This is a genomic window from Streptococcus sanguinis (assembly GCF_001078705.1).
Lineage (GTDB): Bacteria > Bacillota > Bacilli > Lactobacillales > Streptococcaceae > Streptococcus > Streptococcus sanguinis_D.
Window position 1 is genome coordinate 1,924,167 of sequence record NZ_CDMW01000001.1, and the last position, 25,281, is coordinate 1,949,447.

Sequence of the window (25,281 nt, forward strand, 5' to 3'; positions counted from 1 at the left end):
TCGTAGAAACGATAAAAATTGTCTCATATCTATTATAAGAAAATTATCCCTATATCGCAAGATAGGGATAATCTCATTTTTTTATAGATTTATTATAAATCTTGAAAGCGATAACAAAAAGACCAAGAATTACACAGGTGACTGTTCACTCTTGGACTGTCAAAAAAATCTGCCCCTAAGGACAGAAAAAAGTAAGAAAGTCAGCATCGCTGCTCCTAAGTTCGACTGCGCCTCTGGCTTGTCTCATGAAGTTTTTACAGAATCTAGTTTTCGCTAATGCTAAAACGACATCTACGCCTCTAAGATCTGCTCGAATCTGCGAGCCGGCAATCGCTAAAACATTAGCGGAACGTAGACTTCGCTTGCGCTCAGTCTGCATCAATGCCTCTAAATTCGACTGCCGCCCACGGCTTGTCTCATTAAGAGGCATAGAAAAAACCAGCTATCCAAATGGTTAGCTGGGTTAGGGTTGAGCTACATCATAGTTTTAGACTATCCTGCGGCCTTTTGATGAATGGTGATGCCGTATTTTTCATGGTTTTCTTCATACCAATTAATTAAGGCCATCGCAGTTTGATAAGTAATGTTCTTAATTTTGCTGGTCCCTTTAGTTAAGGTCAGGATACTCATCTTACTGATGTTTGCATCCGTCGCAATTCGATAACTAGTTAAGGTTCCATTAACTAACAACTGAACAACAGCCTCGACTTTCCTATAGTCAGGCATAGTTGTAATATCCAACTTTTTCATAATTAAATCCTCTCCTAAAATTTAATTTACTAATCTATTATACACTTTTTTCTGACATTTACATATATAAAAACTTGAAAATGTACAAAAAATTAGAACATAATTCATTGGAATGTCAACTTTTCCAGTTTTATAGGCATTTGTTTTTTATTTCCATTATCTAAAAACGTTAAAATTCCCAATTGTCATTTGCTATCTTCCTCCAAATTGTCTAAACATTTTTTTAGAGGCATAAATCATGCTAGTTCAGATTATGTGAGTGTCATCCAGCAGTTTTTCAAGAAGAAACTTAGAAAATCTGCAGGAAAATAGCAATGTCAACCTTTCTAAATAGTAAGCAGCTTTATGAAGCCAGTATGTTAGCCTATCAGGGAGATCGACAGTATCTGAAAGAAAACAAAGGGCTTATGATAAGTGATAGTCCTTTTGCCCTTGCAAGTATTTCCAGATTATATACTTATACGATTATTTTCCAGCTGTTAGACCAGGGTTATGATACAGACTTGATGGCTATTTTTCCGCAAGAGATAACCAAGGGGCTGCCGCAAGCTGAGCAGTTCACCCTACGACATCTGCTTGACAAAATCTCCGGCTTTCCAAATTATGAAATGGACCACCAAGCCAATGGAAAAGTTTTGATAGAAGACTTGTTTAAGGCTTATCGGCTCTTTCCCTGCTGCAGGAGCTTGTTCAAATGACAAAATCCGCCTCGCTAGAACGAGACGGATGCAGCTGTGCATTAAGGTGACTGAGATTTAGACTTCTGCTCCAGCCTCTTGGCTGAGGGGCTGTCTTTTCTGACCAGATAAAGGCTCTCCTTGGAATTGGTCGGTTCATCCTTGAGCTTGAGCATGAGCAGATCCCCATTGTGGACATAGCTGTAAAGTTTAGATCCCAGCCGGATACTACCGGCCTTGCGGTCAATGCTGCCCTTCTCTTCCAGACCGTCTTTATAAAAGGTGACTTTCTGGTCTCTGAGATTCAGAATCGTTTCCTTGTCCAAGCCACTGAAGCCTTCTGCCCCATCCTCAATCTGGCGGTAATACACTCCATCTAGACTGGCCTCATTCAGGCTGGCAAAGAGGAAGAGGGCTCCAAAAGCTAAAGCAAGGAGGACCAGGCCTGAGAAAATAATTGTCTTACGCTTCATCTGTGGCTCCTGCTCTTTCTGGGACGGTCAGCCTGGGATAGGGGATATCAGCTATCAGCTCGTCATAACGCTGAAGCAAATCCTGAAAAGTTACATCTACATAACCAACAAAGACTAGCCGCTCAATATCTTCTTTATTAAAAAAGATTAATTCTTTTCTCGTCAGACCGGAGGGCAGGGTCACTGCCCCAAAGTCAAAGTAGCCGGTCTGTCCGTCAAGGGTCGTCACAGGAAATTGGCTGACAATCATCAGGGGTTGAGAACTGCCCTTGACCATAACTACACTTCCGATAGGTAATTGTTGTTTCATCAAAGCTTCCTTTCTCCTTAAGCCAGAGCAAGCACTGGGAGGGCTACAGGACCTGCTGCAAATACAGCTGCTGCAGCTACTACTTCCAGACCATTCAGGGTTTGGGCTCCCATTTCAACCGAATTGACAGTTGTATTCCCTTTCGAGTCTTTGCTGATAGTCGAGTCGACCCCATAGACTCCAATCATACCATTCCAGATATCAGTAGATACTTTAAGACCGACCGCAGTATCATGCTGTTCTGTTCCACCATTTACAGAAAGATTAATCTCCGGCATAGGGAGCCAGCCTGTATCTGTATTAAAGCCAAAACTGCCATTGAGACCGACATGATAGCCGCCGACACTGATTTGAGGGCTGGTATTGAGCTTCCAGTCACTGGCATCTATATCGACAGAAGCCACACCCAAATCTACAGCCGCTCCATTGATAATACCATTATTTGTCTTGTATTTTAAAATACCAGGATCGTCTTCTTCCACAGTTGTCGAGTATTTGGCATAGGTACTATATAACCATCCTGTACTCCAGTCAGTCTTTTTGGAATGTTCCAGGGTATGGGTATGCCCAAAAAGAAAGTCCCAAAAGCCCGATGACCACCGCCACTGCCACCATCCTGTTTGGCAGCAGGCATAGCTGCTGTTTGGGCGCCAGTTTGATTACCTGCTTGCTTCATAAAGCCCAGCATAGCCCCAGCCCACAGTCCATTGAAAGCAGCTTGCGAGAGGCTACCAGAAGCCTTATCTGCCCGAGCTTGGTTCAGTCGTGCCTTGAGGCTGGGATCTGCCTGCTGGACCGCTTCTTCCAGACGGCTGCGAAGGGCCTCCGGAATGTCTCGGGTGGGATAACGCTCCAGATAGGCCTGGACAGCCTGGATATCCTCCGGAGTCAGCTCTTCACCGCTGTCTAGCTTATCCATGATCTTTTGAAAGGCGGCTTCAGCTGCTTTTTTGCTCTCCCAAGCTGTTTCAACAGTCTGGGCCCAGATCATCCTGTCCGGACTGGGCAGGACAAAGCTGCCGTTAAAATTCGCAAACCCTTCTGTCATCAGACTCAGAGCCTGATCCAAAGCAGCAGCCAGCCCCGGCAGATTATCGAAAATAGTGGCCGACGATGAATAAAAGGCCAGCAGTTTATTCAGCTTGTCCTGTAATTCCTGACGTTTGTCCTGAGCTGCTGTAATGGCATTCTGGATGCTGCTTTTGGTAGAAGCAGCCACATCTTTCTGTTTATCAGCCTCGGTCAGAGCCTGATTTTGGCTGTCAATGGTCTGATCATAAGAAGCAATCTGACTCTCCAGTACATCCTGATCCAAGCTCTCTTCTGCCACCTCACTAACATAACGGCCGGGTAGGTCGCTGCCAGCTTTGACCAGCTCTTCTTCAAAGAGAATCGCTGCCTTAAAGAGGGGAAGAAACATCCCCTGACAGTAGGTTTTAGCACTATCATAAGCTGTTCCGGTCAGTCCGCTTTCCCCTGTAAAACTTTCCATGGCCTGCATGGCAGATTCATAAGCCGCAATCCTCACCTGACCGGCAGAGGACACTGACCCTGCCTGCTGGTTGGAAGCGGGGAGTTCCATCTTAGCGCCCATATCCAGCCTCCTTTTCTTCTGCTTCCAGAGCTTGTCTATACTGACCCTGGATGGCCTCAATCTGACGGTCTAGCTTTTTTCTTTCCTTATCCAGCCGATCCTGACCATCCTGGATATCCAAATCTAGCAGTCGGTGACTGTGCTCAACCAGACCCATAATATCATAAAAATCCTGACCGTCCTTGGCCGTTAAGGGCAGGTAATTCAGCTCTCTCAAGGCCGAAAGCCCCCGGTCATAGAGATAGTCCATATCCTCTTCAAAGCGGTCCAGACGGCGCTTTTGCTCCTCAGCCTTATCCAGCTTTTCAAAAGCCTGCAGGCGTTCGGCAGCCAGAGTTTGGGAATTCTTCATACTACTTACCCCTTATCCCTCAATATCCGCAGCCAGTCCTTGGTCGGTCGCTTGAAATTCCTCTGCTACGCTTTGCAGGAGCTGACTGAAGCTTGTAATCTTATCGGCGATATCAGCTGACGCCATACTGGAATGATCAATTTCCTCACTGGCTCGGCTGTTTCCTTCCAAACGACTGATAGCATCCTTGTCAGCCTGAGATGCTGCTCCTATCTGACTGGAAGCCGTTGAAAAGCTATTAGCATGGCTAACTGCCAGCCCATTATCACTTTTAATATCTGACATTGTTTGCTCCTCTGTTTTTTTTGCTTTTATTTTATGACATTTATATTATAAGTTCAAGTCTCCGCCTGATTTTTAACTAAAAAGAAACAAGACTGATAAATAATTCCAATCTTGTTAATTACTAAGCATGCTTAAGCTGGGGCTTTTAAAGTCTCTGATTTCCGCTCCCGAATGATCAGAAACTCATCCTCCAGATTGCCTTCCAAATCTTTGGCAGCCAGATGATTCAAGCGAAAGCCGGCAACATTATCAGGAATCAGCCTTCTATTACTCTGTTGGCTTGCTGTCTCGAACTAAATGGCTATATTCTTGCTTTTTCTCCATTTTCGTATAGCTAGACCAACTGTTAAATAAAGAACGGTCGGAATCATCCCCACTGAAAGTGAGAATAGGAAAGCTTGATTTTTTCTACCGAGACAAATCCTAGTAATAGCAAAGGATTTATAACTGCATCCTCCATAGTGTATATAATTACCAGGGGCAATACAGACTTAGTAATTCTAAAAATCTCTGTATACATGATCGTCCAGCATGCAACAGTTATCATCCCGATAAGGAAGAATGTTAGCCTTCCAAACAGATTCTTCAAAAATATTTTTTATGAATTGAGTCCCTATCTGTGTAAGCAAGATTCCAAGATAGATCATGAGCTCAACCTTCACATCTGTCACTCTGATGTCTTGTGTCATCAGTCCCAACAATATCACTATCATCGTAACAAGAGGTAGACTAAAAAGCCAATCAGGTATAATTTTTTATTATTCTTAAAATTAATGAAAAACCCCGCCTCTTTTCAGCCGTCTTCGCCAAAGTTTCGGAGAAAGAGGGTACAGATTAACGGGGGTTCCAGCCAAATCAGCATCCTAAAAAGCCGCTTCCTATCTCTGTTCCGATATTTTCGTAATGAGCCTGGCCGGTTATTTTATCAACAACATAACCAATCCAGCCGCATAGAGTGCTGAGAATGGCAAAGATAATGACATTGAGCTTAATTGTAGTTACTGTTTCATAGCATTCTCCTTTCGTCAAAAAATTATTCATCTCTCTTGTTTTAAATCCTTCTGCATAAAGCTGATCCCCCTGATAGGCTAATATACTGGCTTTATAAAGTCGCTTGCTTTTAGGTTCTGTTAAGGAGAGTCAAGTTGAGATTTTGGGATAAATGCTAATTTATTTCCAGAAAGTAATTTAGAATTCCTACTTTATAAAAAAGACCTGCCTTCATCTAAGAAGGAGGTCTTTGAAAAGTTAGTTGACTTAGTAAGCTTTATTCTGCCTGCTTGTCTTCTTCAGATGCGGCAGCACCCTTTTCCTTGATAACCAAGACACCATCTTCCAAATCGGCCGTCAAGTGCTTAGCATCTAGATTATCCAAGTGGAAATCCGTCACCTTGTCACGAATTTGCTGCTCGATGACACGGCGGAGTGGACGAACACCCATGACTTGGTCATAACCAGCGTCGCGCAGGAATTCCTTAGCTGCATCAGATACAGCCAGATCAATTTCTTTCTTGCTCAAGGTTTGATTTACTTCGATCAGCATGAGATTCACAATCTCCATCAAATCTTCTTTCTTGAGATGAGAGAACTCAATAACTGCATTGAAACGATTGAGGAACTCTGGACGGAAGTAAGCTTTGAGTCGGTCCATCAGATCAGGCTTTTCTGCGTCTTCTTCCAAGCCAGCTTCATAGCCAAATCCAGCATTGGAAGTCGCAATGATGACCGTGTTCTTGAAGTTAACTGTATTCCCTTGACCATCCGTCAAGCGACCATCATCCAAAACTTGAAGGAGAAGGGTAATCACCTGTGGATCCGCCTTTTCAATCTCATCCAAGAGAATGATAGAGTATGGATTGCGGCGCACACGCTCGGTCAGTGTATTACTGTTGTCATCATAGCCGACATAGCCTGCAGTGGTACCAATCAGCTTGGAAACAGCAGTCCGGTCGGAGTATTCTGACATATCCAAACGGATGATGGCTTCCTTGGTACCGAACATATCCAGAGCCAGTTGCTTAGCCAGCTCAGTCTTTCCGACACCTGTCGGACCAACGAAGAGGAAGCTGCCAATCGGACGGTTGCCTTCATCAAAGCCTGCACGGTTACGACGGATAGCTCTTGCTACAGCTTCAACAGCCTTGTCTTGGCCAATCACTTTGGCTTTGAGACGGTCATTCATGCCCTTGAGGCGCTCAATGTCGCTGGCTCCCATCTGAGATACCGGCACTCCCGTCATCCGTTCAACAGATTCTGCTACGTCGTTGACTGTCGCCGTCACCTTCATATCCTCGGTGTGGTTTTGAATTTTCTTTTCCAGCTCTTCAATGCGGGTCTTGGCATTCAGAGCTGCTTCATAATCTTCTTTTTCAACAGCTGCTTCCTGCTTGTCTTTTTGCTCAGCAATCTCATGTTCAACCGCATGAACATCGGTTACTGGATGCTGGGCTGCCAAGTGGGCAGCAGTCACATCGACCAGGTCAATCGCCTTGTCTGGCAGGCTCCGCTGTGGAATATACTGGACAGAGTAATCCACAGCCGCTTTCAGCACTTCATCCGGCAGGATGACATTGTGGTGCTTTTCATACAAGTCCCGAATACCTCGAAGGATCTGATAAGTATCCTCAGCAGACGGTGCATTAACTTTGACTTCATTGAAACGACGAGCCAGAGCTGCATTTTTGAGAATGGTGTTACGGTACTCGTCCTGAGTAGTCGCCCCGATAACGGTCAACTCTCCACGAGAAAGAGCTGGTTTGAGAATATCCGCCAAGCCCTTAGAGCCACTATCTCCGCCAGTAGAGCCAGCCCCCAGAATTTGATGAATTTCATCAAAGAAAAGGATAATGTTGCCGGCTTCCTTAACTTCATTGATCAAGTTTTGGATATTTTCTTCAAAGCTACCACGATATTGAGTACCAGCTTCCAGACCAGAAATATCAACAGAAATGATTTCCTTATTCTTGATAGCCGCTGGCACATCACCATTGACGATAGCCTGAGCTAATCCTTCTACGACAGCTGTCTTACCAACTCCGGCATCTCCGACCAGAACCGGATTGTTCTTAGTCCGGCGGGAAAGGATTTCAGCTGTTTCTTGGATTTCCTTATTACGCCCAATGACTGGATCTAACTTACCGTCACGCGCTTCCTGAGTCAGATTGCGACCTAGCTTAGCTAGGATACCATCTTGCTTAGGTCCATGAGCAGCAGCTTGTCCAGATTGCTCACCTGTTCCTTGACCAGGGAGCTTGCCAGTAGCCCGGTACTGAGCAAACTCTTCCGGTGTGACCTCTCTACCATTAATCAAGTAGCGACGGTGTTCGCTGTTGTAGCCACCCATGCGTCCCATAAGTTGGTTAAAAAGGTCATCCATATTGTTAAAATTGTTGTAGTTGTTGTTCATAGCATTGCCTCACTTTTTTTATATTTTTATTTACATAATTTTTTGTTTTCCAAAATTTCAGATAAGAAATCTTTTCCTTATCTACTATAAATATTCATTTGGGAGATCTTCTCCTGTCTATTACTTTACATAACTTATTTCATTTCCAAAAATTAAGACTGATTTAGTCTCTACTTTTATGAGTGAATCAAATCTCTTTCAGACGAAGATGATTTTACATAATTTTTGATCCTCCCAAAAATAATTGCCTTCCGGCTGTATTCATACTTTCTGATTAAATTTACGTAAACTTTTTTGTTTACAGTTGTAATTTTATCATGACATAATTTATTTGTCAATACATTTTACATAATTTTTTAAAATAAATTTACAGTTGCAATCAAAATTTTCGTTTAGATCCTTTTAATTCCTATAAAAAAGCCCTGCAAGCTAAAGCCCTGCAGAGCCTTGTTTGTTTCAGCAGAATTTTTTCGTTCTTAGAAGAGTTCTTTATAAAAAGCAATCGTTTCTTCTAGAGTTGGCATGAATGGATTGCCTGGCGCACAAGCATCAATCAAAGCGTTTTTAGATAGGTAGTCAAAGTCAAAGTCCTTTTCTTCGATACCAAGTTCAGTGAGTTTTTTCGGAATACCAACCGTTTCAGACAGTTTTTTGATTTCAGAAATGGCATAAGCTGCACATTCTTTGTCAGTCTTGCCTTCGATTTGCAGACCAAAGGCTTTGGCAACATTGCGGAAAGCTTCTGGTACCCGTTTAGCATTTTCACGCTCTACAACTGGCAGGAGCATGGCACAGCAGACACCGTGCGGCAGATTATAAACTGCCCCAAGTTGGTGAGCCATAGAGTGAACATAACCTAGACCAGCATTGTTAAAGGACATACCGCCAAGGAAGATGGCATTCACCATGCCTTCACGCGCTTCAATATCATGGCCATTTGCAACCGCACGAGGAAGGTATTCCTTGATAAGTTCAATAGCTCCGATAGATAATTTCTTGGTTACACCGTAAGCTCCTGGTGTGACGAGAGCTTCGACTGCATGAGTCAAAGCATCCATCCCTGTTGCTGCTGTGAGGGCAGCTGGTTTGGATACCATGAGTTCGGGGTCATTGACTGAGATCAGGGCCAAACTATTCTTGTCCACCATAACCATCTTAACCTTGCGTTCCTCATCTGTGATGACATAGTTAATGGTAATTTCAGCTGAAGTTCCCGCTGTAGTATTGATTGCCACTACTGGCAGACCTTTCTTAGCAGACTTGTGTAAGCCTTCGTAGTCTTGTGGTTTGCCGCCATTTGTCGCAATAACTGAAATACAGCTAGCCGCATCCTGTGGTGAACCTCCGCCGACACTGATGATGAAGTCACAGTTGTGTTCCTTGAGAGCAGCCACACCATCCATGACATTCTTACAAGTCGGGTTTGGCTCAACATCGCTGAAGACCACATACTGGATGCCTTCCGCATCTAGTGGTGCTAGGATTTGGGGCAGGATATCACTGCCTTCGATAAACTTATCCGTCACTAGCAAAGCCTTGCTATAACCCAGCTCTTTAACATAAGGGCCAACTTCCTTGACAACACCTTTGCCAATAAGATTGACAGCTGGTACATAAAATGTAGACATATATTTTCTCCTTTTGATTTATGTTGTTAATATAATGATACTGCAAAAATTCGCTTTTTGCAAGTTTTTTGTGATTTTTTTAACAAGTTAATTGATAAAAAAAGCAAAGAAAGCTCCAGATAAGGATGAGGAACAAGGACACTCCTTTCCAGAAGCAACCTTGTCCACCTCTTACCTTTTTTTTCATTAGCTGGCAATGACACCTTTTTTCAAAATGATGTTGCCGTACAGAGCTCCCTCGCCCGTTTGGATGACCAAATAAGCTTTTTCCGCCTGCTCATAGAAAGCAAAGCGTTCAAATTCTTTGATGGCTGTACCTGGATAGTGCTTTTCTAATAAAGCCTTGTAGTCTTCCCAGATGACTGGTACGGTCGGATCACCCGGCACTACCTGCATAAGGCCTGCTTGGTAATCACTATAAGTATCTAAGGGCAGGACAGTCAAGATAGCATCTAGCAGCGCTGGAACTCCGTGGCCGTCACAGCGAACAACCCGCTGACCAATCCGATGGGCAGGAAAGTTTGCATCGGCAATGACCACTTCGTCTCCATGCCCCATCTCCATCAGATACTTGACCAATTCTGGACTTAAAATAGTTGGAATATGCTTTAACATCTAGCTTCCTACTTTCATACTTGCTTGAAATTCTTGATAGGACTGAGCCAAATCTGAGCCTTCTTGAGCTTGGTATTGCTTGGTCTTTTCTGAATCCTTGATGAGCTTTTGGGCAGTCTGCCGATCTTGAATCTCACCCAAGGTCAAAAGCTGTGCCAAGATATTTCCCAAAGCGCTGGCTTCAATCGGTCCTGTTAGGACTGGCTTCTGGCTTACATCAGCTGTCAGCTGACAGAGCAGCTCATTTTGGATACCGCCGCCGACCATGTGAATCTGCTCGATTTTCTGACCGGTCAGGCTCTCAATTTGCTCCACGGTTTGACGGTAGGCAAAAGCGAGACTTTCCAAGACCACTCGGACAACCTCGCCTTTGCTTTGAGGGACAGGCTGGTTGGTCATATGGCAACGCTCCTTGACCTTAGCCTCCATGTCTCCCGGAGCTGCAAAAATAGCATCATTGGGATTGATCCAAGAGCGATTATTCGTGACATTTCTTGCCAGTGTCACCATTTCAGCAAAGCTGATCTCCTCTCCTTGCAATCGCCAGTCCCGCTGCAGTTCTTGGATAATCCAGAGCCCTGTCGTATTCTTCAAAATCCGATAGCATCCGTCAAAGCAGCCTTCATTGGTCAGATTGGCCGCTAAAGCTGCCTGGCTGGTTACAGGATTCTGAGATTCTAGACCGACCAGAGACCAAGTGCCACAAGAGATAAAGGCTGTTGGCTGCTCACTCGCATAAGGAATAGCCAGAACAGCTGCCGCTGTATCATGACCAGCCCCAGCAATGACATCAAAAGGCTCAATTTTCAGCTCTTGTGTGATCCGTGGCGACAGGCTTCTCAGGACTTTTCCTCCCTGCGTCACCTCACCAAACCACTTTTTAGGAATCCCTAGCGTCTCAAAAACGCTGCCAGACCAGGTCTGAGAATTGATATTGAGCAAACCACTGCTGCTAGCAATGGTGTACTCGCTGGATAAAACACCTGACAAAAGATAGTTAATCAAATCCGGCATGAAGAGCACGCGCTCTGCAACTCTTGCCAAATGCGGCTTTTCCTGCAAATCAGCGAATATTTGCAGGACAGTATTAATGCAGGCAGGCTGTACGCCTGTCTCCTCAAAAAGCGCCTCTTTGCTGATTTTCTTATAAAAAGTTTCTTCGTATTGGCCCATACGATTGTCACGATAACAATGCGGCTGGTAGAGCAGATCACCGTTTTGGTCTAGGTAGGCATAGTCCACTCCCCATGTATCAACGGATATGGATCGAATAGGAATCCCATCTACTGAAGCTTTCTTGATCCCAATCTTAATTTCTCCAAACAGATGCAGGATATTCCAATAAAGACCGTCATTCACGTTCATCGGCTCGTTTTTGAACCGATGAACTTCTGATAGTTGGATACTATGGCCATTGTAAATTGCTTGCATGACACGACCTGAACTAGCACCTAGGTCAATGGCCAGTAATTTCATCAATGTCATTATCATCCCCTCCAATACACCAATCTTTACAAACAATTTTGATTATTGGTAAAGCAATGGTTTGATTTCATCAGAGTCGATGTTTTTGGCATCATACCATTTTGATCCTGTGTCTACATCTTTGACTTCTTTCCCTTGAGCCGCTTCAATAGCTAATTTTACAGATTGATATCCGATTTGAATCGGGTCTTGCGTAACAGATCCTACAAAGAGACCATTACGAATTGCATCTTGCTGTAAGGCACCTGAGTCAAAACCGACAGCCAAAATCTTGTCTGCACCGAGCTTGGATTCCTTGAAACTGCCATTTGCGTTGATAATAGCTTTAGCTGCAAATTCATTTGAACCGTAAATAGCGACTGTATCTGATTTTTCAAGCACAGTTGATGCTTCTGTCTTTCCAGCTGCATCGTCTACTTGAGCTGGTACACGAACTTCAATGATAGCTTTGGCATCTGATTCAGAAACATTGTTTTTGAATTTATCGTGACCAACAACAGCTGTTTTGACGCCTTTCTTTTCTAGCAATTCAACCATCTTATCAATGAAACCGGAAGTCCGTTGTGTGATAGAAAGTGAGTTTGCTTCTTGGGAAACCACCCCGATACGAACCGGTTTATCACCCAATTTCTTTTCCAACAATGGGAATAAGTGTTCGGCCGCATTGGCACCAGCTGCATGGTTGTCTGTTGAAGCAGTTGCTTTAATTGCTCCGTCTGGTGCACCTGGAACCCCTGAGTCAAAACCAATCAGTGGGATATTCTTAGCTTGGGCTTGTTTAATAGCATCTAACTCTGATTCGGTGTCAAGCGCTGCTAGGGCAATGGCATCTGGATTTTTGTTAATGGCATTATTTAACTGTTCTAATTGTTCTGCGATAGCGGTTTCATTTTGAGGACCGACAAAAGTAATCTTAGCGCCAAATTCATCTGCCGCTTGTTCAGCACCCTTATTAACAGCTTTCCAGAAGTCATGTTGGAAACCTTTGGCAATTACTTCTACCCGATAGTCTCCACCCTTGCTGTTTGTAGCTTTATCGCTGTCTTTCTTAGAAGAACAAGCAACTAGTCCAATCGCAGCAGCAGCAAGAAGTGCCGCAGTAGCAAATTTAAATGATTTTCTCATGATAAAAGCTCCTATTATATTTTATACACTCATATATATGATGGCGAGGGCTGTACTTATTTCTTCTTATTCTTGCGAATGAAAATATCAAAGTAAACAGCGACGATAACAACGAAACCAGTAATAAAGAGTTGATAGTGGGGTTGTAGGTCGATATATGGCAAACCAATTTTCAGGACTGACATGATGAAGACCCCGATAATGGTACCAATAACAGATCCGACACCACCAGCTAGAGAAGTTCCCCCTACTACGACACCGGCAATCGCATCAAGCTCCATACCGTTACCAGTACCTGGCAGAATCGTAGAATAGGTGGCTGCATAAGCAACGGCAGCAAGCCCTGCTGACAGACCGCCTATGACATAGGCCATGCCTTCCCATTGACGACATTGACCCCAGACAGACGAGTGGCTTCTTTATTGGAGCCAATCGCGAAAATATAGCGGCCAATTTTTGTCTTGTTCAATACTACCGCAGCAAGGACAGCCACAAGCACCAGCACAATCAAGCCTGTCGGGAAATTATCCTGGGTTCGGAATAAATCTTTGTACCAACCTTCACCTGTTCCACGAAGAGGGAAGGTTACACTTTGGACATTTGAGACAATGGAGCTCAGACCGCGGGAAATCATCATCGTACCCAGTGTCGCAATAAAAGGCGGCAAACCGAATTTTGCGACCATGATTCCATTGAGCAGACCGAACAATCCTCCAATGACTAGAATAGCCAGCAAAGACAGCCAGAGTGGCCAGCCCATCTTGGTATGAAGGACGCCCCCGATAATAGCCGAGCACATCATCACCGTACCAATAGAGAGATCAATACCACCTGTAATGATGACAAATGTGACCCCAATGGCAAGGAAACCAATGTAATATGACGCATCTAAGATACTGACTACCGTATCAAACGAACGAAATGATTCGCTGGAGATGGCAAAGAAGGCAAAGATTACCACCAAGGCAATCAAGGCAATCAGCTTTTGTAAACCAACTGTTTTTTCTAATTTCATCCATAAGGATTGTTTCTCTTCCATACGTAAACACCTCTGTTTTCACTTTTAACGGTCAGTCGCTAGCGCCAAGATTCTCTCTTGCGTTGCTTGGCTAATATCCAGCTCACCCGTTTTTCTACCTTCACACATGACTACGATTCGATCGCTCATCCGTAAGATTTCTGTCAGTTCTGACGAAATCATAATAATGGATTTGCCTTGAGCAACCAGATCATTCATCAGTGTGTATATTTCACTTTTTGCTCCGACATCAATCCCTCGTGTCGGCTCATCAAAGATTAAAATATCACTATTTTGTTCTAGCCATTTGGCAATGACCACTTTCTGCTGGTTCCCTCCCGAAAGATTGCGAACCAGCTGTTTGGATGACGGTGTCTTGGTATGTAAAGATTGAACAAACTGATCACTCGCCTTGACAATAGCACCATCATCAATCAAGCCCGCCTTGATATACTTATCAAGATTGGTTATAACCGTATTGTTGGCAATGGTCATGTCCACGATGCAGCCAAAGCGCTTGCGGTCTTCAGATAAGTAACCAATCCCTTCCCGGATGGCATCTTGGGGGGAATTGATGCTTACTTCTTTCCCATTTATAACAATGGAACCGCTTTCTTTTTTGTCTGCACCAAACAGCAAACGGGCAACTTCTGTCCGACCGGCTCCCATCAATCCTGAGAAACCTAGAATTTCACCCTTATGGAGTTTAAAACTCACATCTTTAACGGCTGTTCCTGCACAGAGGTTTTTCACCTCCAGCACCACAGGGGCATCTTCTGCTACTGTTGACGCAGCCTTAGGATCTTCATAAATCGTCCGTCCAACCATCATAGAGATGATTTCATCCTTGGTGGTATCTTTGGTATTGACCGTGCCTACATACTCACCGTCTCGCATAACAGTCACGCGGTCTGTGATTCGGGCAATCTCATCCATCCGGTGAGAAATGTAGATAATACCGACACCTTTAGCACGCAGGTCGTCAATGATGACAAAGAGCTCATTGATTTCCGATTCAGTCAGAGCTGCTGTCGGTTCGTCAAAGACAATCACCTTGGCATCCATTGAGAGGGCCTTGGCAATTTCGACCATTTGTTGTTTCCCAACTGTCAGATTTCCTACTTTTTCAGTTGGGTTAATGTCTAGTTTTAAGAGACTAAAGAGTTCTTTTGCTTTCTTAATACTGGATGCATCGTTAATGAAGAAGCTGCCTTGAACTTCTTCCCGTCCAATAAAGATATTTTGAGCCACTGTTAGATGGTTCATCATATTCAATTCTTGGTGAACGATAACGATCCCTGCATCCATTGCTTCCTTGGGCTTGGAATAGACCACCTCTTCTTGATTGTAATGAATGGTACCCTCATTTGCTCCATAGATACCAGTCAAGACCTTCATCAAAGTGGATTTACCAGCCCCATTTTCACCCATTAGAGCATGCACTTCACCAGCCCGCAAGTCAAAATTGACCCCTTTTAAGGCTCGGACTGGACCGAAGCTTTTAACAATGCCCTTCATTTCTAATATGACAGGATGATCCATGCTACTCACCTACCTGTTCCAGTTTTGCAATTCTTGCTTTTAAATCTTCGATTTCTTCTATTTGATTGAGAAATACGGCGGCTAATTCGAGTAATAAATGGCTATTCATAAAATGGTCCTGAGCATGGACCGCCAGCAGACTTGGAGGATTGGCTTGACCACTCAGTTCAGACTGGATAAGGTTGGTCTGTAAGTTGTGAGCCTCCACGCTTAGTTTTCTCGCTTGTTCCAACTCAGCATTTGCTTCTTCCTTCTGACCTGACTGAGCCAACTCCAAACTCTGCATGACTTGCGCAGTCACTTTGCTACTCTTGATAATCAGTCGCATCAGCTCTTGGCTTGAGCCTTTGTCTTGTCCTGCCATAGGCCTAGTCCATCAATACTTCAGCCTGACGAAGCACTTCTTCGCCTCTCATCAACTCGAAATCTTCATCACTAATGACTGCGACTGGCACCTGCAAGCTTGCTTTAGCCTTTTCTTCTAAATAGGCTAATTGCGGACTGAGCAATAAGACATCGATATTCTTCAAGTTATTCATACCCGTAATCCCAATGGAATAAAAGGAGTAATCCAATTGGTCACGATGAATAACTTCATTGATTCGCTCTACCAACATACTGGTTGTTAAGCCACCTACACAGGCTAGAATAATTGTCTTGGTCATCTAAGCTACTCTCTTTCTATTGGGTAGGTTGCGTGCCCAGAAAGAGGCACGCCTACCCAAAATCTTTATTTATGAATTGGCCCTAATAATTGGCAAGCACGGTAGTCGGCTGATTCCAAATCTTCTGTACCAAATAGTGACCAGTTCTTGGGACGGAAGATGTCTTCCTCTGGCACATTGTGCATATTAACTGGGATACGCAGCATGGAAGCCAGCGTAATCAAATCCGCTCCAATATGCCCATAGGTAATGGCACCGTGGTTGGCTCCCCAGTTGTTCATGACATCATAGACAGACTTGAAGGCGCCTTTTCCTGTCAAACGCGGTGCAAACCAAGTGGTTGGCCAGCCTGGATCTGTCCGATTATCCAAGGTATGATGCACTTCCTCTGGCAATTCCAAGGTATAGCCTTCAGCGATTTGCAAGACTGGACCTACGCCTTTCAGGATGTTCAAACGCACCATGGTCACTGGCATATCGCCCTTGGTCAAGAAGCGAGTAGAGAAGCCGCCACCACGGAAGTATTCGCGATTGGCTGGTGGGAAGTCTGTGTTTTCAAGCATCGCATCTACTTCGCTTTGTTCCAATTCCCAGAATGGCTTGATGACTGGCTTGCCGTCTCGACTGGCTTGACCTGTACCATCCAGGGTACAAGAACCAGAGTTAATCAAGTGCAGGAAGCCATCAGCTGCCTTGCCTTCTAACTTGTGTCCTGTCACACGTTCTACCGCTTCTGGACTCCAATAAGTCCGGACATCTGCGAAGATTTGCGGAGTGTTTGTCAGGAGATAGTTGAAGAGCATAGACACACCGTTGAGCGAGTCATTTTCTGTCGCAAAGACATAAGGCTTACGAATGCCGTTCCAGTCAAACTGAGTATTGAGGAAGGTTTCCATGAAGTCCCCGTTCGGGAAGTGGTCGGTCCATTGACGCTGACCTTGGAAGCCAGCAACCAAGGCATGATGCCCAACAGCTTCTTCCTCAAAGCCAAGCTCAGCCAAGCGAGGATTGCCTTGCATAAGGTCTCGGCCAATCATGAACATCTTGACCACAAATTCCCATTGTTTTGCTTTTTCTTCTGGAGAAAGAACCAAGTCCTCACGGTTGCGATCCACACCTTCTTTGATGTGCTCTTTGACCCAAACCATGGCCCGTTCAAATTCTTCGTGGTCATAAATGCCTCGGTCAATCCGACGAGTAAACTCCGTCATATCAACTGATTCATTGCGCATACCCAAGTATTCTTGGAAGAAATCTGGATTGACAATGGAGCCACCGATTCCCATAGAGACGCTGCCCATGGACAAGTAAGCTGTGTCACGCATCAGTCCTGTTGCCAAAGCAGCCCGGCTATAACGCAGAATTTTTTCTTTTACATCTTCTGGAATTTCAGTGTCGCTAGCTTCCTGTACATCCCTGCCATAAATACCAAAAGCTGGAATACCTTTTTGTGCATGTGAAGCCAGTACTGCAGCGAGATAAACCGCTCCTGGCCGTTCAGTGCCATTGAAGCCCCAGATCGCATGCGGAATATCTGGTGACATATCCATGGTTTCACTACCATAGCACCAGCATGGTGTCACTGTGATAGTCGCGCAGACATTTGATTTTTTGAATAATTCATGTGATGCGGCTGCCTCAGGCACACGTCCGATGGTAGATGGTGAAATAACACATTCAACAGGCTGACCGTCGGGATATTTCAAAGTTGAGCTAATCAAGTCAGCCACACTTTTAGCCATATTCATGGTTTGTACTTCTAGTGATTCCCGAACACCTTGGCGACGTCCGTCAATGGTTGGACGAATTCCAATACGTGGATGTTGAGTCATAATCATTTCCTCCGATGTTTCTTATTCTTTGATAGTCCCGTCACCATTATATTTACGATAACCAGGGTGACGGCCTGTGACTTTATAATTGGCCCGCATTGCAAACAAGCGTTCCAAGGTTGGACGAGAAATCTCTTCCTCCTCAACTCCCTTAGTAGAAAGCAACATGCGTCCGTGGAAAGTGGTCTTAGCAACCAGCTCCAAGGTTTCCATCCGATAGTAAGCTGTAATTACATCGCTTCCTACAGTCAAGGCGCCATGATTTTCAAGTAACATGACATCATGTTCTGACAAGTATGGGGTGATGGCATCTGGCACTTCCATGGTAGATGGCACACCAAAGGGAGTGATAGGAATTGCCCCTACTACAATGGCACTCTCAATCAAGGAATAGGTATCAAGCGGAATATGAGCCAGTGCAAAGCCAGTCGCAATTGGTGGATGCGCGTGGACGACAGCATTCACATCCTCCCGTTCTTCATAACAGCGAATGTGCATCTTGATTTCACTGGATGGACGATAGCCGTCCTGAGCCTCGATAATCTCCCCTTTTAGATTGAGCTTGACGAGTTTTTCAGGCGTAATAAAGCTCTTACTGATACCTGTTGGCGTTGCAATAATGGTATCTTGGTCTAGACGGACTGAGACATTGCCGTCATTAGCGGCTACCCAGCCTAATTGCCACATCTTGTGGCATACATCACATATTTGTTCGCGGATTATTTCTTCTTGATGATCCATAATCTCACTCCTTTCTGGATTCATCATAGTATTTTTTGTAAGCGCATTCAATACCTATGCCTCTAATTGATAAATAGCCAACTTTTATATAACAATATAGCCAAAACTGTTCATAATCGTTCAATCTAATGGTTACTATATTGATTTTTTTTCGTTTATTGTGTTATAATGTGACCATAAATGTTCAGCTTTGTTCATCGGTGGAGGTCACTATGGTTTCTTTGGAACGAATGAGTCGAATTATAGACATTCTCAGCAAGCGAAAGATTATTGCAACCGCCCAACTTGAAGAACTTTTGTACTGTTCTACATCAACACTTCGACGGGACTTGATTGAGCTAGAAAAAGAGGGGAAAATCATCCGCTCTCATGGTGAAGTCATGCTGATTACGGCCAACAATGTAGAATATGTGTATTCTGCTCGCGCCCGTGAAGAAGAAAAAAGCAAGCAGCAAATTGCTGAAATTGCTTCAACTTTTATCACTCATAACCAGTCTATTTTCATTGACAGCTCTACGACTGCAGCCATGCTCATTCCGCATTTGGCACCTTTCCAGAACCTACGTGTCATAACAAATGGTATTGAAGCAGCCCGCCAGCTAAATAATTTTGAAAATGTCACCCTCTTCTTATCAGGCGGACATATTGGCTGCGGGACCAATTCTGCGCTGGGCGATTTTGCAGCCAACTTCATCAACAATTTCCATGCAGACTTACTCTTCTTTAGCTGCCGCGGATTGGATCGCTACGCTGCCTACGAAGCCAACCACAATCAGGCACATATCAAGCGCGAAATGATAGCGAATAGTGACAAGGCAATTCTATTGGCCGACCACTCTAAGTTTAACACCAGTCATTATTTCAAACTTTCCAACTATTCTAGTCTGGATTGCATTATCACCGACCAGCCACCAGTCGAATCCTTCCAAAATGCTGTCGGCAGCCAGTGCGAAATCCTCTGGTAAGCACCTTTCTTTAAACACAAACTAGACCGAGATAGGCTTATCTCGGTCTAGTTTTTTACTATCTACTCATCCCTCCATTTTCAAGCCAAAGGATAACAGCGTTCTATCAAAAATAAAAATCTGGACTCACTCCAGATTTTAAATCATGTACTCTACACTATAGCTGGCATCCGACAGAATGCGGGACAGAAACTGTTGGGTCCGCTCTTCCTTCGGGCTAGAGAAGAATTCCTGAGGAGGATTTTCTTCGATGATGTGACCGCCGTCCATAAAGATGACATGGTTGGCTACATCGCGGGCAAAGCTCATCTCATGGGTCACAACGACCATGGTCACTCCCTCCTGAGCCAGCTGTTTCATGACGCTGAGAACTTCACCGACCAGTTCTGGATCTAGAGCCGAAGTTGGCTCATCCAGTAGGATGACATCTGGCTTGACAGCAATGGCACGCGCAATCCCTATCCGCTGCTGCTGACCGCCTGATAGCTGCGAAGGATAATAATCCTTGTAGGCCAAGAGGCCCACGCGCTTCAAGGACTCTTCCGCAATCTCAAGCGCTTCTTCCCTCGGTATCTTACGAGCGATCACTAAGCCCTCTAAGATATTTTCAAGGGCTGTTTTATTAGCAAAGAGATTATAATGCTGAAAGACAAAGGCTGTCTTTCTACGAATTTCCAAAATCTCCTTTTTGCTGAGCTTAGCCAAATCATAGTCCTTACCAGACAAAGTCAGCTGGCCGCCATCCGCTTTTTCTAAGTGATTCAGACAGCGCAGAAATGTTGTTTTCCCAGAGCCTGAGGGTCCCAGAATAACCACAACGTCACCTTGATTGACCTTGAGACTGACATCTGCCAGCACCTGGTGCTCTCCAAATCGTTTGGAGATATGTTTTACTTCTAACATAATCTTTCCTTCCTAAGCAAGAGCGTAGCGCTTTTCCAAGCCCCTAAAAATCCACTGAATCAAGCCACAAATAATGAGATAAATAACAAAAATCACCAGATAAGACTCTGAATACTGGTAAGAGTGGGAGGCCTCTATTTTAGCCAAGGCTGTGATATCCTTGACCGTCATGACAAATACCAGCGAGGTTCCCTTGACTAGATTGATAACCAGATTGGCCAGATTGGGCAGGGCTGAGCGCAATGCCTGAGGAAAAATAATCCTCCGATAGGCTTGAAAATTCGTTAAACCAATCGCCTGCGCCGCTTCTAACTGTCCTTTATCTACTGTCAATATGGCAGAGCGCAGTATTTCTGACAAACTGCCTGTCGTCATCAGACTATAAACGATGAAAGCATAGTAAAGCGGATTGAACTTAAAGACGTCTATCTGACTACCCAGACTTTTAAAAATTTGATTCAGTAAGCTAGGAAAAAGACTATAGAAAAAGAGAATGAGCAAAATAGGAGGCGTTGCTCGAATAAAGGCCAGATAAACCACCGAAAAGGTCCGCACACCTCGAACTTTATAAATCTGCCCCAGAGCTAGAAGCAGAGCTGGAATAAAGCTGAGCAGAATAGCCACCACCATAATGATCAGGGTTACTGGTATGCCTTTCAACGTTACCAGAAAGGTATTTACTATATAATTCAAATCCATGCTTTACCTCTCCTTGACTGTCAGACTTTTTTCCAGAAGCTGGGAAGCCAGAGAAACCACTAGGGCAATCCCCCAGTAAATCAAGGCCACTGCTGTATAGGTTTCGAGGGAATAATTGCCCAGATTCCGGCTGATGAGATTTTGCCCCGCTCCCATGACATCAACTGCCCCAATCGTATAAGCCAGCGCAGCATCCCGCATGAGATTAAGAAGGGCAGTAGTCAGATTAGGCAGGGCGATGCGAAAAGCCTGTAGCAGGACGATGCGCAGAAAAGTCTGCACCGGTGTCAAGCCAATACTGAGACCTGCCTCGGTCTGTCCCTTGGGAACAGCAAGATAGGCTGCCTTGAAGACTTCCGCAATCATAGCCGCAAAGAGCAGAATCATGGTGATGATGACAAACACAGTCCGCGACCAATTATTGATATCCAGCCCCAGCCACCATTCTAAAAACTCTGGAATGCCATAAAAAACCAAGAAAAGCAAGACGATAGGCGGTGTACATCTAAGGATAAATATATATCCTCTAGCCAGGCCAGCAAAAGACTGCTCCTCAGCAATCTGAGCCCAAGCCAACAGACCACCCAGCAAGGAGCCAATCAAAGCTGTCACAAACATAATCCATAAAGTGGTCGGCAGAGCCTGCAGCAGACTAGGCAGCAGACCAAAGACACGGGATAAGTCATATGAGACCATAATTTTCTTCTCCTTCGACAGTGATTAGATAGAATAAGCTTCTCTTGGACGGGCACTTTCAGATTGGAGCAGCCATGCTCTCTCTTTGAAAATTCCTTCAAACAGCATCAAGGTCAGCTTAGAAGCCACCAGCTCTGTATTCAGCTAGCTTCTCAGTCAGCCTTTTGATTTTCCGTGATCAGCAGACAGCAGCCACTAATTCTTGTCCACATAAGAGAAAACATCTTCACCGAAATACTTTTCAGATAGTTTAGCCAAGGTTCCGTCTTTTTCCAGTTCCTTAATTGCCTTCTTGTATGCCTTGGCAAATTCTTCATTCTTTTCGTTTTTATGAAGCAGGGGATAGGTCGGAATCCCCTTGTAAGGGAACCAAGACAGTTGATCCGCATACTGATGGTAAGAACCTTCCTTGTCCGTCACAGCTTTTTCAAAAGACAGCTTGATGTCAAAGAAAGCATCGTAGCGCCCTTCCAGAACCCAAGCATAAGCATCAGCTACCTTGAAGGACTCTGCTGCAGTCAAATCAATAGGAGCACCGCTATGCTTTTGGTTATACTCTTCGATAACGGCCCATTGAGCATTCTGCGGAGAGATTGGCACCAACTTACCCTTTTCCTTGGCAAAATCATCAATGGTCTTGTATTTTTCAGCGTCTTCCTTGCGGATAGTGAAACCGATAATGCTAGCGCCGATTGGGCTTTTTGGAATGATGAACTTCTTCGCCCGCTCTTCGGTGTACCATGCTCCCTTGGTTCCGATGTCATATTTTCCAGATTCCAGACCGACTAAAAGATCTTCATCACTGGTACCAGTATATTCAAACTGATAGTCTGGCAGCTTTTCATCAATGGCCTTGAGAACAGCAACCTCATAGCCATCTGACTCACCTTTTTCATCCACAAAGTCATAAGGAACATAGTTCTGTGTATGTGCCACTTTTAAAGTCGTGACCTTACTGCTGCCTGATGCAGAGCTGCTCGTCTTGCTAGATGAAGCACCTGTCAAGGTCCGCCCCAAATAAGTCGCTGCTACAATAGCAATCACTGCTGCTCCACCAATAATCCATTTTTTCTTGCTCATTCTTTCGTCTCCTTCTTATGTTAAACTTGCTGCTTGGCGAACCCACTGAATCCGCTCTGCTTCAATATCGCTTGGAATAGTACAGTCAGCCCCGATAATCAAAGCTTCCTTACCAGCCGCTGCTATCAGCCGCTTGGTCTCGTCTTGAATAGCCGCTTGGCTGCCCGTGTAGAGCAGGCCGTCCTTACCATTTTCAAAGCCACCCAGGACAGTCCGACCGCCAAACAATTTCCGGCCCTCCGCTAGGCTGATGCCTTCTGGCCCCACCGCCCAGTTGACGACTTGAGCTGGATAATCTGTAAAAAGATGAACATCGTTTCGCGCGCCTTCGTAGCCACAAATGTGCAGGATATTCACTCCGCCAGCCGCATTGGCTGCTTCCAGCACCGCCAATTCACTAGGAGCAATAAAAGTCTTATAGTCTTCAGCCGAAACCCGTGCATCCTGAATGCTCTGAACGCTGAGGTAGATTCCATCCGCACCAGCTTCCTTGATAATCCGCTCCGTCAGAGCCGCAATATCTTGAGCAATCACATCCAGCACCCGCTTCGTGAGTACCGCATCCTCCGCCAGGAAATCTGCAATGATGTCATCTCCACCAGCAACCTTGCCGACCAACCATTTGAAGTAGGTCACTGGCGCAAAAATATTGTAAATAGCGACCAAGTCCTCTGTAAAGCTAGCCTTAATCTTCTGAACCAGCTCAACCTGATCACTAATCCAAGGGTGGTCAGCACCTAGCGGCTCAATATCTGCCAACTCCTTGATAGATTGGACTTTTTTCAAGCGTTCATTAGGATAGGCAAAATAACCATCACTCATCAGCTTGATAAAGTCTGGCTCAACTTCTGCCAGAAAAGCTTGATGACCAGCCAGATTTTTCTCAATAATGGCCTGATTTCCAAAACCAGCCAGCCACTCCTCTTCGCTGGTAAAATGATGCCAGAAACCAACTGGCACTCGGTTAACGGGCTCTCCTCTGAAAGCTTTCAGTACTAATTCTCTTTTTGAAATCATCTTCTCTCCTTTTTCTATCATTCCTATCTAGCCAATGATTTGTTTTTTAGCTTTTTAATTAGGCTAATTCATCTTTTTAAGTACAATTCTAATCCAACAAGAGCAGGGCCGCGATATCATTGGGCTGCATCAAGCCAGTTGACTGCTCTGGCAGTTTCTTGATCACCTGCAAATCATCTTCTTTTTTGTCTGAAGAATGGTGAGCATAAATCTGACTGATGCTCAGAAATGTTCCTATTATCAAGAATATCAGAGCAAGAACTGCAAGCCTTTTTTGATACCGCTTCATCTATCTTCCTCCTTTAAAGAGTTGAAAATTACTCTTTGATTGCTTTGGCAAATCTATCAGAACTGACTAGCTGCCTGACGAATCCAGTCCAGTCTTTCTACTTCGAAATCATCTGGTACTGTGCAGTCAGCCCCAAGAATCACTCCCTGTCTGCCAGCTGCAGCCAGCAGTCGCTTGGTCTCATCCTCTAACTCTGCACGACTGCCTGTATTTAGAAGAGCTGCTCTGCCATTTTCAAAGCCGCCCAGGACAGTCTGACCGCCAAAGAGCTTGCGCCCTTCAGCTAAGCTGACACCCTCATGATGGGTTGCCCAGTTAAAGACTTGAGCCGGATAGTCCTTGAACAGTTCCAAATCATTGCTGGCTCCTTCAAAGCCGCAAATGTGGAGAATATTCTGACCGCCAGCCGCATTGGCCGCTTCCAGAACCTTGACCGTACTAGGCTCAATATAACGACGATAACTGGCCGCATCTACCCGGCCGTCTTGGACTTGCTGGGTACTGAGATAAATCCCCTCAATGCCCGCTTCCTCAATGATCCGCCTAGTCAAAATAGCAATATCACCGGCAATGACATCTAAAACATGTCCTATCAGCTCAGGATCCTCTGCCAGAAAATCTGCTATTTCTCTATCTCCTCGTGACCCTTCCCGACGGAACCAGCGCTTGAGATAGGAGACCGGCGCAAAAATATTGTAGAAGGAAGCGAGGTCCTCCGGATAGCTTGCCTTTACAGCTTTCACCATATCAATCTGCTGCTCAATCCAAGGATGATGCTCACCGATAGACTGGATAGCTGCCAAGTCCCGAATGGACTCAATATGATCCGAATAAAGCGTGCTGGGATACTTAAAGAAGCCATCGCTCATAATCTTGACAAAGTCTGGCCGTGCAGCTCGAACATAAGCAGCATGCCCCTCAACACTTTTATTGAAAATTACTGGATTGTCCAGGCCCAGCATCTTTTCCTCTTGGCTTACAAAGTGAAACCAAAATCCAACAGGCACTCGGTCAACTTCTTCACCCCGAAAAGCTCTCAGCACTAATTCTTTCTTGCTGGCCATTACTTCCTCCTTCTTTGAATTTGTAATATATCTTACCATCCTCTCCTTCTCCTGGGAAATATATCTTCCC

General features: G+C 44.8%; 29 protein-coding genes. 2 read left to right on the forward strand and 27 right to left on the reverse strand.

Translation table 11 applies throughout. From position 1 onward, the window contains the following. Positions 1 to 492: 492 nt before the first annotated feature. The gene (locus tag SSV_RS09695; RefSeq protein ID WP_002893837.1) at positions 493 to 750 is read right to left on the reverse strand and encodes a hypothetical protein; all 258 of its coding nucleotides are present in this window, start codon (positions 748 to 750) and stop codon (positions 493 to 495) included. A 314-nt stretch (positions 751 to 1,064) separates the two neighbouring features. Here SSV_RS09695 and SSV_RS09700 point away from each other — a divergent pair, with 314 nt between their 5' ends. After that, complete coding sequence (locus SSV_RS09700; protein WP_072074629.1) at positions 1,065 to 1,448, forward strand: serine hydrolase; 384 nt, start codon at positions 1,065 to 1,067, stop codon at positions 1,446 to 1,448. A 41-nt stretch (positions 1,449 to 1,489) separates the two neighbouring features. Here SSV_RS09700 and SSV_RS09705 read toward each other — a convergent pair whose 3' ends face one another. The 19 genes from SSV_RS09705 to SSV_RS09790 form a co-directional block, all read right to left on the reverse strand. After that, on the reverse strand, positions 1,490 to 1,900 hold the full coding sequence (locus SSV_RS09705) for a hypothetical protein (RefSeq protein WP_072074630.1): 411 nt from the start codon (positions 1,898 to 1,900) through the stop codon (positions 1,490 to 1,492). Further along, complete coding sequence (locus SSV_RS09710) at positions 1,890 to 2,210, reverse strand: DUF4176 domain-containing protein (RefSeq protein WP_072074631.1); 321 nt, start codon at positions 2,208 to 2,210, stop codon at positions 1,890 to 1,892. Before SSV_RS09710 ends, SSV_RS09705 begins: the two co-directional genes overlap by 11 nt. A 17-nt stretch (positions 2,211 to 2,227) precedes the next feature. Continuing rightward, a complete protein-coding gene (locus SSV_RS12285) occupies positions 2,228 to 2,692 on the reverse strand; it encodes a hypothetical protein (protein WP_255297054.1) in 465 nt (154 codons plus the stop codon). Then, positions 2,665 to 3,804, reverse strand: coding sequence for a hypothetical protein (locus SSV_RS09715; protein ID WP_255297055.1), 1,140 nt, complete (start codon positions 3,802 to 3,804; stop codon positions 2,665 to 2,667). Before SSV_RS09715 ends, SSV_RS12285 begins: the two co-directional genes overlap by 28 nt. Then, positions 3,794 to 4,156, reverse strand: a complete 363-nt coding sequence (locus SSV_RS09720; protein WP_072074632.1) for an energy transducer TonB — start codon at positions 4,154 to 4,156, stop codon at positions 3,794 to 3,796. The genes SSV_RS09715 and SSV_RS09720 overlap by 11 nt, the downstream gene beginning before the upstream one ends. 12 nt (positions 4,157 to 4,168) lie before the next feature. Next, the gene (locus SSV_RS09725; RefSeq protein ID WP_072074633.1) at positions 4,169 to 4,441 is read right to left on the reverse strand and encodes a TIGR04197 family type VII secretion effector; all 273 of its coding nucleotides are present in this window, start codon (positions 4,439 to 4,441) and stop codon (positions 4,169 to 4,171) included. 855 nt (positions 4,442 to 5,296) lie between these two features. Further along, a complete protein-coding gene (locus SSV_RS09735) occupies positions 5,297 to 5,470 on the reverse strand; it encodes an MFS transporter (protein ID WP_255297056.1) in 174 nt (57 codons plus the stop codon). A 238-nt stretch (positions 5,471 to 5,708) separates the two neighbouring features. Further along, positions 5,709 to 7,847 carry an ATP-dependent Clp protease ATP-binding subunit gene (locus tag SSV_RS09740; RefSeq protein WP_072074634.1) on the reverse strand — a complete coding sequence of 713 codons (2,139 nt, stop codon included), beginning with the start codon at positions 7,845 to 7,847 and terminating at the stop codon, positions 5,709 to 5,711. 476 nt (positions 7,848 to 8,323) lie between these two features. Continuing rightward, on the reverse strand, positions 8,324 to 9,475 hold the full coding sequence (locus SSV_RS09745) for an iron-containing alcohol dehydrogenase (protein ID WP_072074635.1): 1,152 nt from the start codon (positions 9,473 to 9,475) through the stop codon (positions 8,324 to 8,326). A gap of 186 nt (positions 9,476 to 9,661) precedes the next feature. Continuing rightward, positions 9,662 to 10,090 (reverse strand): RbsD/FucU family protein, encoded by a 429-nt coding sequence (locus SSV_RS09750; protein WP_072074636.1) that lies wholly within the window; start codon positions 10,088 to 10,090, stop codon positions 9,662 to 9,664. Beyond that, a complete protein-coding gene (locus SSV_RS09755) occupies positions 10,091 to 11,575 on the reverse strand; it encodes a rhamnulokinase (protein ID WP_072074637.1) in 1,485 nt (494 codons plus the stop codon). A gap of 42 nt (positions 11,576 to 11,617) precedes the next feature. After that, on the reverse strand, positions 11,618 to 12,700 hold the full coding sequence (locus SSV_RS09760; protein WP_072074638.1) for an ABC transporter substrate-binding protein: 1,083 nt from the start codon (positions 12,698 to 12,700) through the stop codon (positions 11,618 to 11,620). A gap of 56 nt (positions 12,701 to 12,756) precedes the next feature. Continuing rightward, complete coding sequence (locus tag SSV_RS12290; RefSeq protein WP_255297057.1) at positions 12,757 to 13,074, reverse strand: ABC transporter permease; 318 nt, start codon at positions 13,072 to 13,074, stop codon at positions 12,757 to 12,759. Beyond that, complete coding sequence (locus tag SSV_RS09765) at positions 13,059 to 13,739, reverse strand: ABC transporter permease (RefSeq protein WP_255297058.1); 681 nt, start codon at positions 13,737 to 13,739, stop codon at positions 13,059 to 13,061. Before SSV_RS09765 ends, SSV_RS12290 begins: the two co-directional genes overlap by 16 nt. A gap of 24 nt (positions 13,740 to 13,763) precedes the next feature. Beyond that, complete coding sequence (locus tag SSV_RS09770) at positions 13,764 to 15,260, reverse strand: sugar ABC transporter ATP-binding protein (RefSeq protein WP_002927994.1); 1,497 nt, start codon at positions 15,258 to 15,260, stop codon at positions 13,764 to 13,766. 1 nt (position 15,261) lies between these two features. Next, positions 15,262 to 15,624, reverse strand: a complete 363-nt coding sequence (locus SSV_RS09775) for a PTS lactose/cellobiose transporter subunit IIA (protein WP_072074639.1) — start codon at positions 15,622 to 15,624, stop codon at positions 15,262 to 15,264. A 4-nt stretch (positions 15,625 to 15,628) separates the two neighbouring features. Further along, entirely contained in the window at positions 15,629 to 15,925 is a 297-nt protein-coding gene (locus SSV_RS09780) for a PTS sugar transporter subunit IIB (protein ID WP_002916544.1), read from the reverse strand. Between the two features lie 65 nt (positions 15,926 to 15,990). Next, a complete protein-coding gene (locus SSV_RS09785) occupies positions 15,991 to 17,757 on the reverse strand; it encodes an L-fucose isomerase (RefSeq protein ID WP_072074640.1) in 1,767 nt (588 codons plus the stop codon). Positions 17,758 to 17,778: 21 nt separating this feature from the next. Beyond that, positions 17,779 to 18,498: a class II aldolase/adducin family protein gene (locus tag SSV_RS09790; RefSeq protein WP_072074641.1), complete on the reverse strand. Its 720-nt coding sequence runs from the start codon at positions 18,496 to 18,498 to the stop codon at positions 17,779 to 17,781. Positions 18,499 to 18,710: 212 nt separating this feature from the next. On the opposite strand from SSV_RS09790, the gene SSV_RS09795 reads away from it, so the two are divergent. After that, a complete protein-coding gene (locus tag SSV_RS09795) occupies positions 18,711 to 19,463 on the forward strand; it encodes a DeoR/GlpR family DNA-binding transcription regulator (RefSeq protein WP_004185304.1) in 753 nt (250 codons plus the stop codon). Positions 19,464 to 19,601: 138 nt separating this feature from the next. Here the strand turns inward: SSV_RS09795 and SSV_RS09800 are convergent, their stop codons facing one another. The 7 genes from SSV_RS09800 to SSV_RS09830 all read right to left on the reverse strand — a co-directional run bounded on the left by SSV_RS09800 (position 19,602) and on the right by SSV_RS09830 (position 25,250). Further along, entirely contained in the window at positions 19,602 to 20,366 is a 765-nt protein-coding gene (locus SSV_RS09800) for an amino acid ABC transporter ATP-binding protein (protein WP_002917760.1), read from the reverse strand. A gap of 12 nt (positions 20,367 to 20,378) precedes the next feature. Continuing rightward, positions 20,379 to 21,065: an amino acid ABC transporter permease gene (locus SSV_RS09805; protein ID WP_072074642.1), complete on the reverse strand. Its 687-nt coding sequence runs from the start codon at positions 21,063 to 21,065 to the stop codon at positions 20,379 to 20,381. 3 nt (positions 21,066 to 21,068) lie between these two features. Then, positions 21,069 to 21,761, reverse strand: a complete 693-nt coding sequence (locus SSV_RS09810) for an amino acid ABC transporter permease (RefSeq protein ID WP_072074643.1) — start codon at positions 21,759 to 21,761, stop codon at positions 21,069 to 21,071. Between the two features lie 195 nt (positions 21,762 to 21,956). Beyond that, the gene (locus SSV_RS09815) at positions 21,957 to 22,841 is read right to left on the reverse strand and encodes a transporter substrate-binding domain-containing protein (protein ID WP_072074644.1); all 885 of its coding nucleotides are present in this window, start codon (positions 22,839 to 22,841) and stop codon (positions 21,957 to 21,959) included. 15 nt (positions 22,842 to 22,856) lie between these two features. Then, a complete protein-coding gene (locus tag SSV_RS09820; RefSeq protein WP_072074645.1) occupies positions 22,857 to 23,858 on the reverse strand; it encodes a uroporphyrinogen decarboxylase family protein in 1,002 nt (333 codons plus the stop codon). A gap of 88 nt (positions 23,859 to 23,946) precedes the next feature. Continuing rightward, the gene (locus tag SSV_RS09825; protein ID WP_072074646.1) at positions 23,947 to 24,147 is read right to left on the reverse strand and encodes a hypothetical protein; all 201 of its coding nucleotides are present in this window, start codon (positions 24,145 to 24,147) and stop codon (positions 23,947 to 23,949) included. A gap of 56 nt (positions 24,148 to 24,203) precedes the next feature. Further along, positions 24,204 to 25,250, reverse strand: coding sequence for a uroporphyrinogen decarboxylase family protein (locus SSV_RS09830; RefSeq protein ID WP_072074647.1), 1,047 nt, complete (start codon positions 25,248 to 25,250; stop codon positions 24,204 to 24,206). Positions 25,251 to 25,281 lie beyond the last annotated feature (31 nt).

What these genes read in the sequence shown, in the direction of transcription:
- SSV_RS09695 (WP_002893837.1), bottom strand. Translation starts at nt 750, where the DNA reads ATGAAAAAGTTGGATATTACAACTATGCCTGACTATAGGAAAGTCGAG.
- SSV_RS09700 (WP_072074629.1), top strand. Translation starts at nt 1,065, where the DNA reads ATGTCAACCTTTCTAAATAGTAAGCAGCTTTATGAAGCCAGTATGTTA.
- SSV_RS09705 (WP_072074630.1), bottom strand. Translation starts at nt 1,900, where the DNA reads ATGAAGCGTAAGACAATTATTTTCTCAGGCCTGGTCCTCCTTGCTTTA.
- SSV_RS09710 (WP_072074631.1), bottom strand. Translation starts at nt 2,210, where the DNA reads ATGAAACAACAATTACCTATCGGAAGTGTAGTTATGGTCAAGGGCAGT.
- SSV_RS09715 (WP_255297055.1), bottom strand. Translation starts at nt 3,804, where the DNA reads ATGGGCGCTAAGATGGAACTCCCCGCTTCCAACCAGCAGGCAGGGTCA.
- SSV_RS09720 (WP_072074632.1), bottom strand. Translation starts at nt 4,156, where the DNA reads ATGAAGAATTCCCAAACTCTGGCTGCCGAACGCCTGCAGGCTTTTGAA.
- SSV_RS09725 (WP_072074633.1), bottom strand. Translation starts at nt 4,441, where the DNA reads ATGTCAGATATTAAAAGTGATAATGGGCTGGCAGTTAGCCATGCTAAT.
- SSV_RS09740 (WP_072074634.1), bottom strand. Translation starts at nt 7,847, where the DNA reads ATGAACAACAACTACAACAATTTTAACAATATGGATGACCTTTTTAAC.
- SSV_RS09745 (WP_072074635.1), bottom strand. Translation starts at nt 9,475, where the DNA reads ATGTCTACATTTTATGTACCAGCTGTCAATCTTATTGGCAAAGGTGTT.
- SSV_RS09750 (WP_072074636.1), bottom strand. Translation starts at nt 10,090, where the DNA reads ATGTTAAAGCATATTCCAACTATTTTAAGTCCAGAATTGGTCAAGTAT.
- SSV_RS09755 (WP_072074637.1), bottom strand. Translation starts at nt 11,575, where the DNA reads ATGACATTGATGAAATTACTGGCCATTGACCTAGGTGCTAGTTCAGGT.
- SSV_RS09760 (WP_072074638.1), bottom strand. Translation starts at nt 12,700, where the DNA reads ATGAGAAAATCATTTAAATTTGCTACTGCGGCACTTCTTGCTGCTGCT.
- SSV_RS12290 (WP_255297057.1), bottom strand. Translation starts at nt 13,074, where the DNA reads ATGGCCTATGTCATAGGCGGTCTGTCAGCAGGGCTTGCTGCCGTTGCT.
- SSV_RS09765 (WP_255297058.1), bottom strand. Translation starts at nt 13,739, where the DNA reads ATGGAAGAGAAACAATCCTTATGGATGAAATTAGAAAAAACAGTTGGT.
- SSV_RS09770 (WP_002927994.1), bottom strand. Translation starts at nt 15,260, where the DNA reads ATGGATCATCCTGTCATATTAGAAATGAAGGGCATTGTTAAAAGCTTC.
- SSV_RS09775 (WP_072074639.1), bottom strand. Translation starts at nt 15,624, where the DNA reads ATGGCAGGACAAGACAAAGGCTCAAGCCAAGAGCTGATGCGACTGATT.
- SSV_RS09780 (WP_002916544.1), bottom strand. Translation starts at nt 15,925, where the DNA reads ATGACCAAGACAATTATTCTAGCCTGTGTAGGTGGCTTAACAACCAGT.
- SSV_RS09785 (WP_072074640.1), bottom strand. Translation starts at nt 17,757, where the DNA reads ATGACTCAACATCCACGTATTGGAATTCGTCCAACCATTGACGGACGT.
- SSV_RS09790 (WP_072074641.1), bottom strand. Translation starts at nt 18,498, where the DNA reads ATGGATCATCAAGAAGAAATAATCCGCGAACAAATATGTGATGTATGC.
- SSV_RS09795 (WP_004185304.1), top strand. Translation starts at nt 18,711, where the DNA reads ATGGTTTCTTTGGAACGAATGAGTCGAATTATAGACATTCTCAGCAAG.
- SSV_RS09800 (WP_002917760.1), bottom strand. Translation starts at nt 20,366, where the DNA reads ATGTTAGAAGTAAAACATATCTCCAAACGATTTGGAGAGCACCAGGTG.
- SSV_RS09805 (WP_072074642.1), bottom strand. Translation starts at nt 21,065, where the DNA reads ATGGATTTGAATTATATAGTAAATACCTTTCTGGTAACGTTGAAAGGC.
- SSV_RS09810 (WP_072074643.1), bottom strand. Translation starts at nt 21,761, where the DNA reads ATGGTCTCATATGACTTATCCCGTGTCTTTGGTCTGCTGCCTAGTCTG.
- SSV_RS09815 (WP_072074644.1), bottom strand. Translation starts at nt 22,841, where the DNA reads ATGAGCAAGAAAAAATGGATTATTGGTGGAGCAGCAGTGATTGCTATT.
- SSV_RS09820 (WP_072074645.1), bottom strand. Translation starts at nt 23,858, where the DNA reads ATGATTTCAAAAAGAGAATTAGTACTGAAAGCTTTCAGAGGAGAGCCC.
- SSV_RS09825 (WP_072074646.1), bottom strand. Translation starts at nt 24,147, where the DNA reads ATGAAGCGGTATCAAAAAAGGCTTGCAGTTCTTGCTCTGATATTCTTG.
- SSV_RS09830 (WP_072074647.1), bottom strand. Translation starts at nt 25,250, where the DNA reads ATGGTAAGATATATTACAAATTCAAAGAAGGAGGAAGTAATGGCCAGC.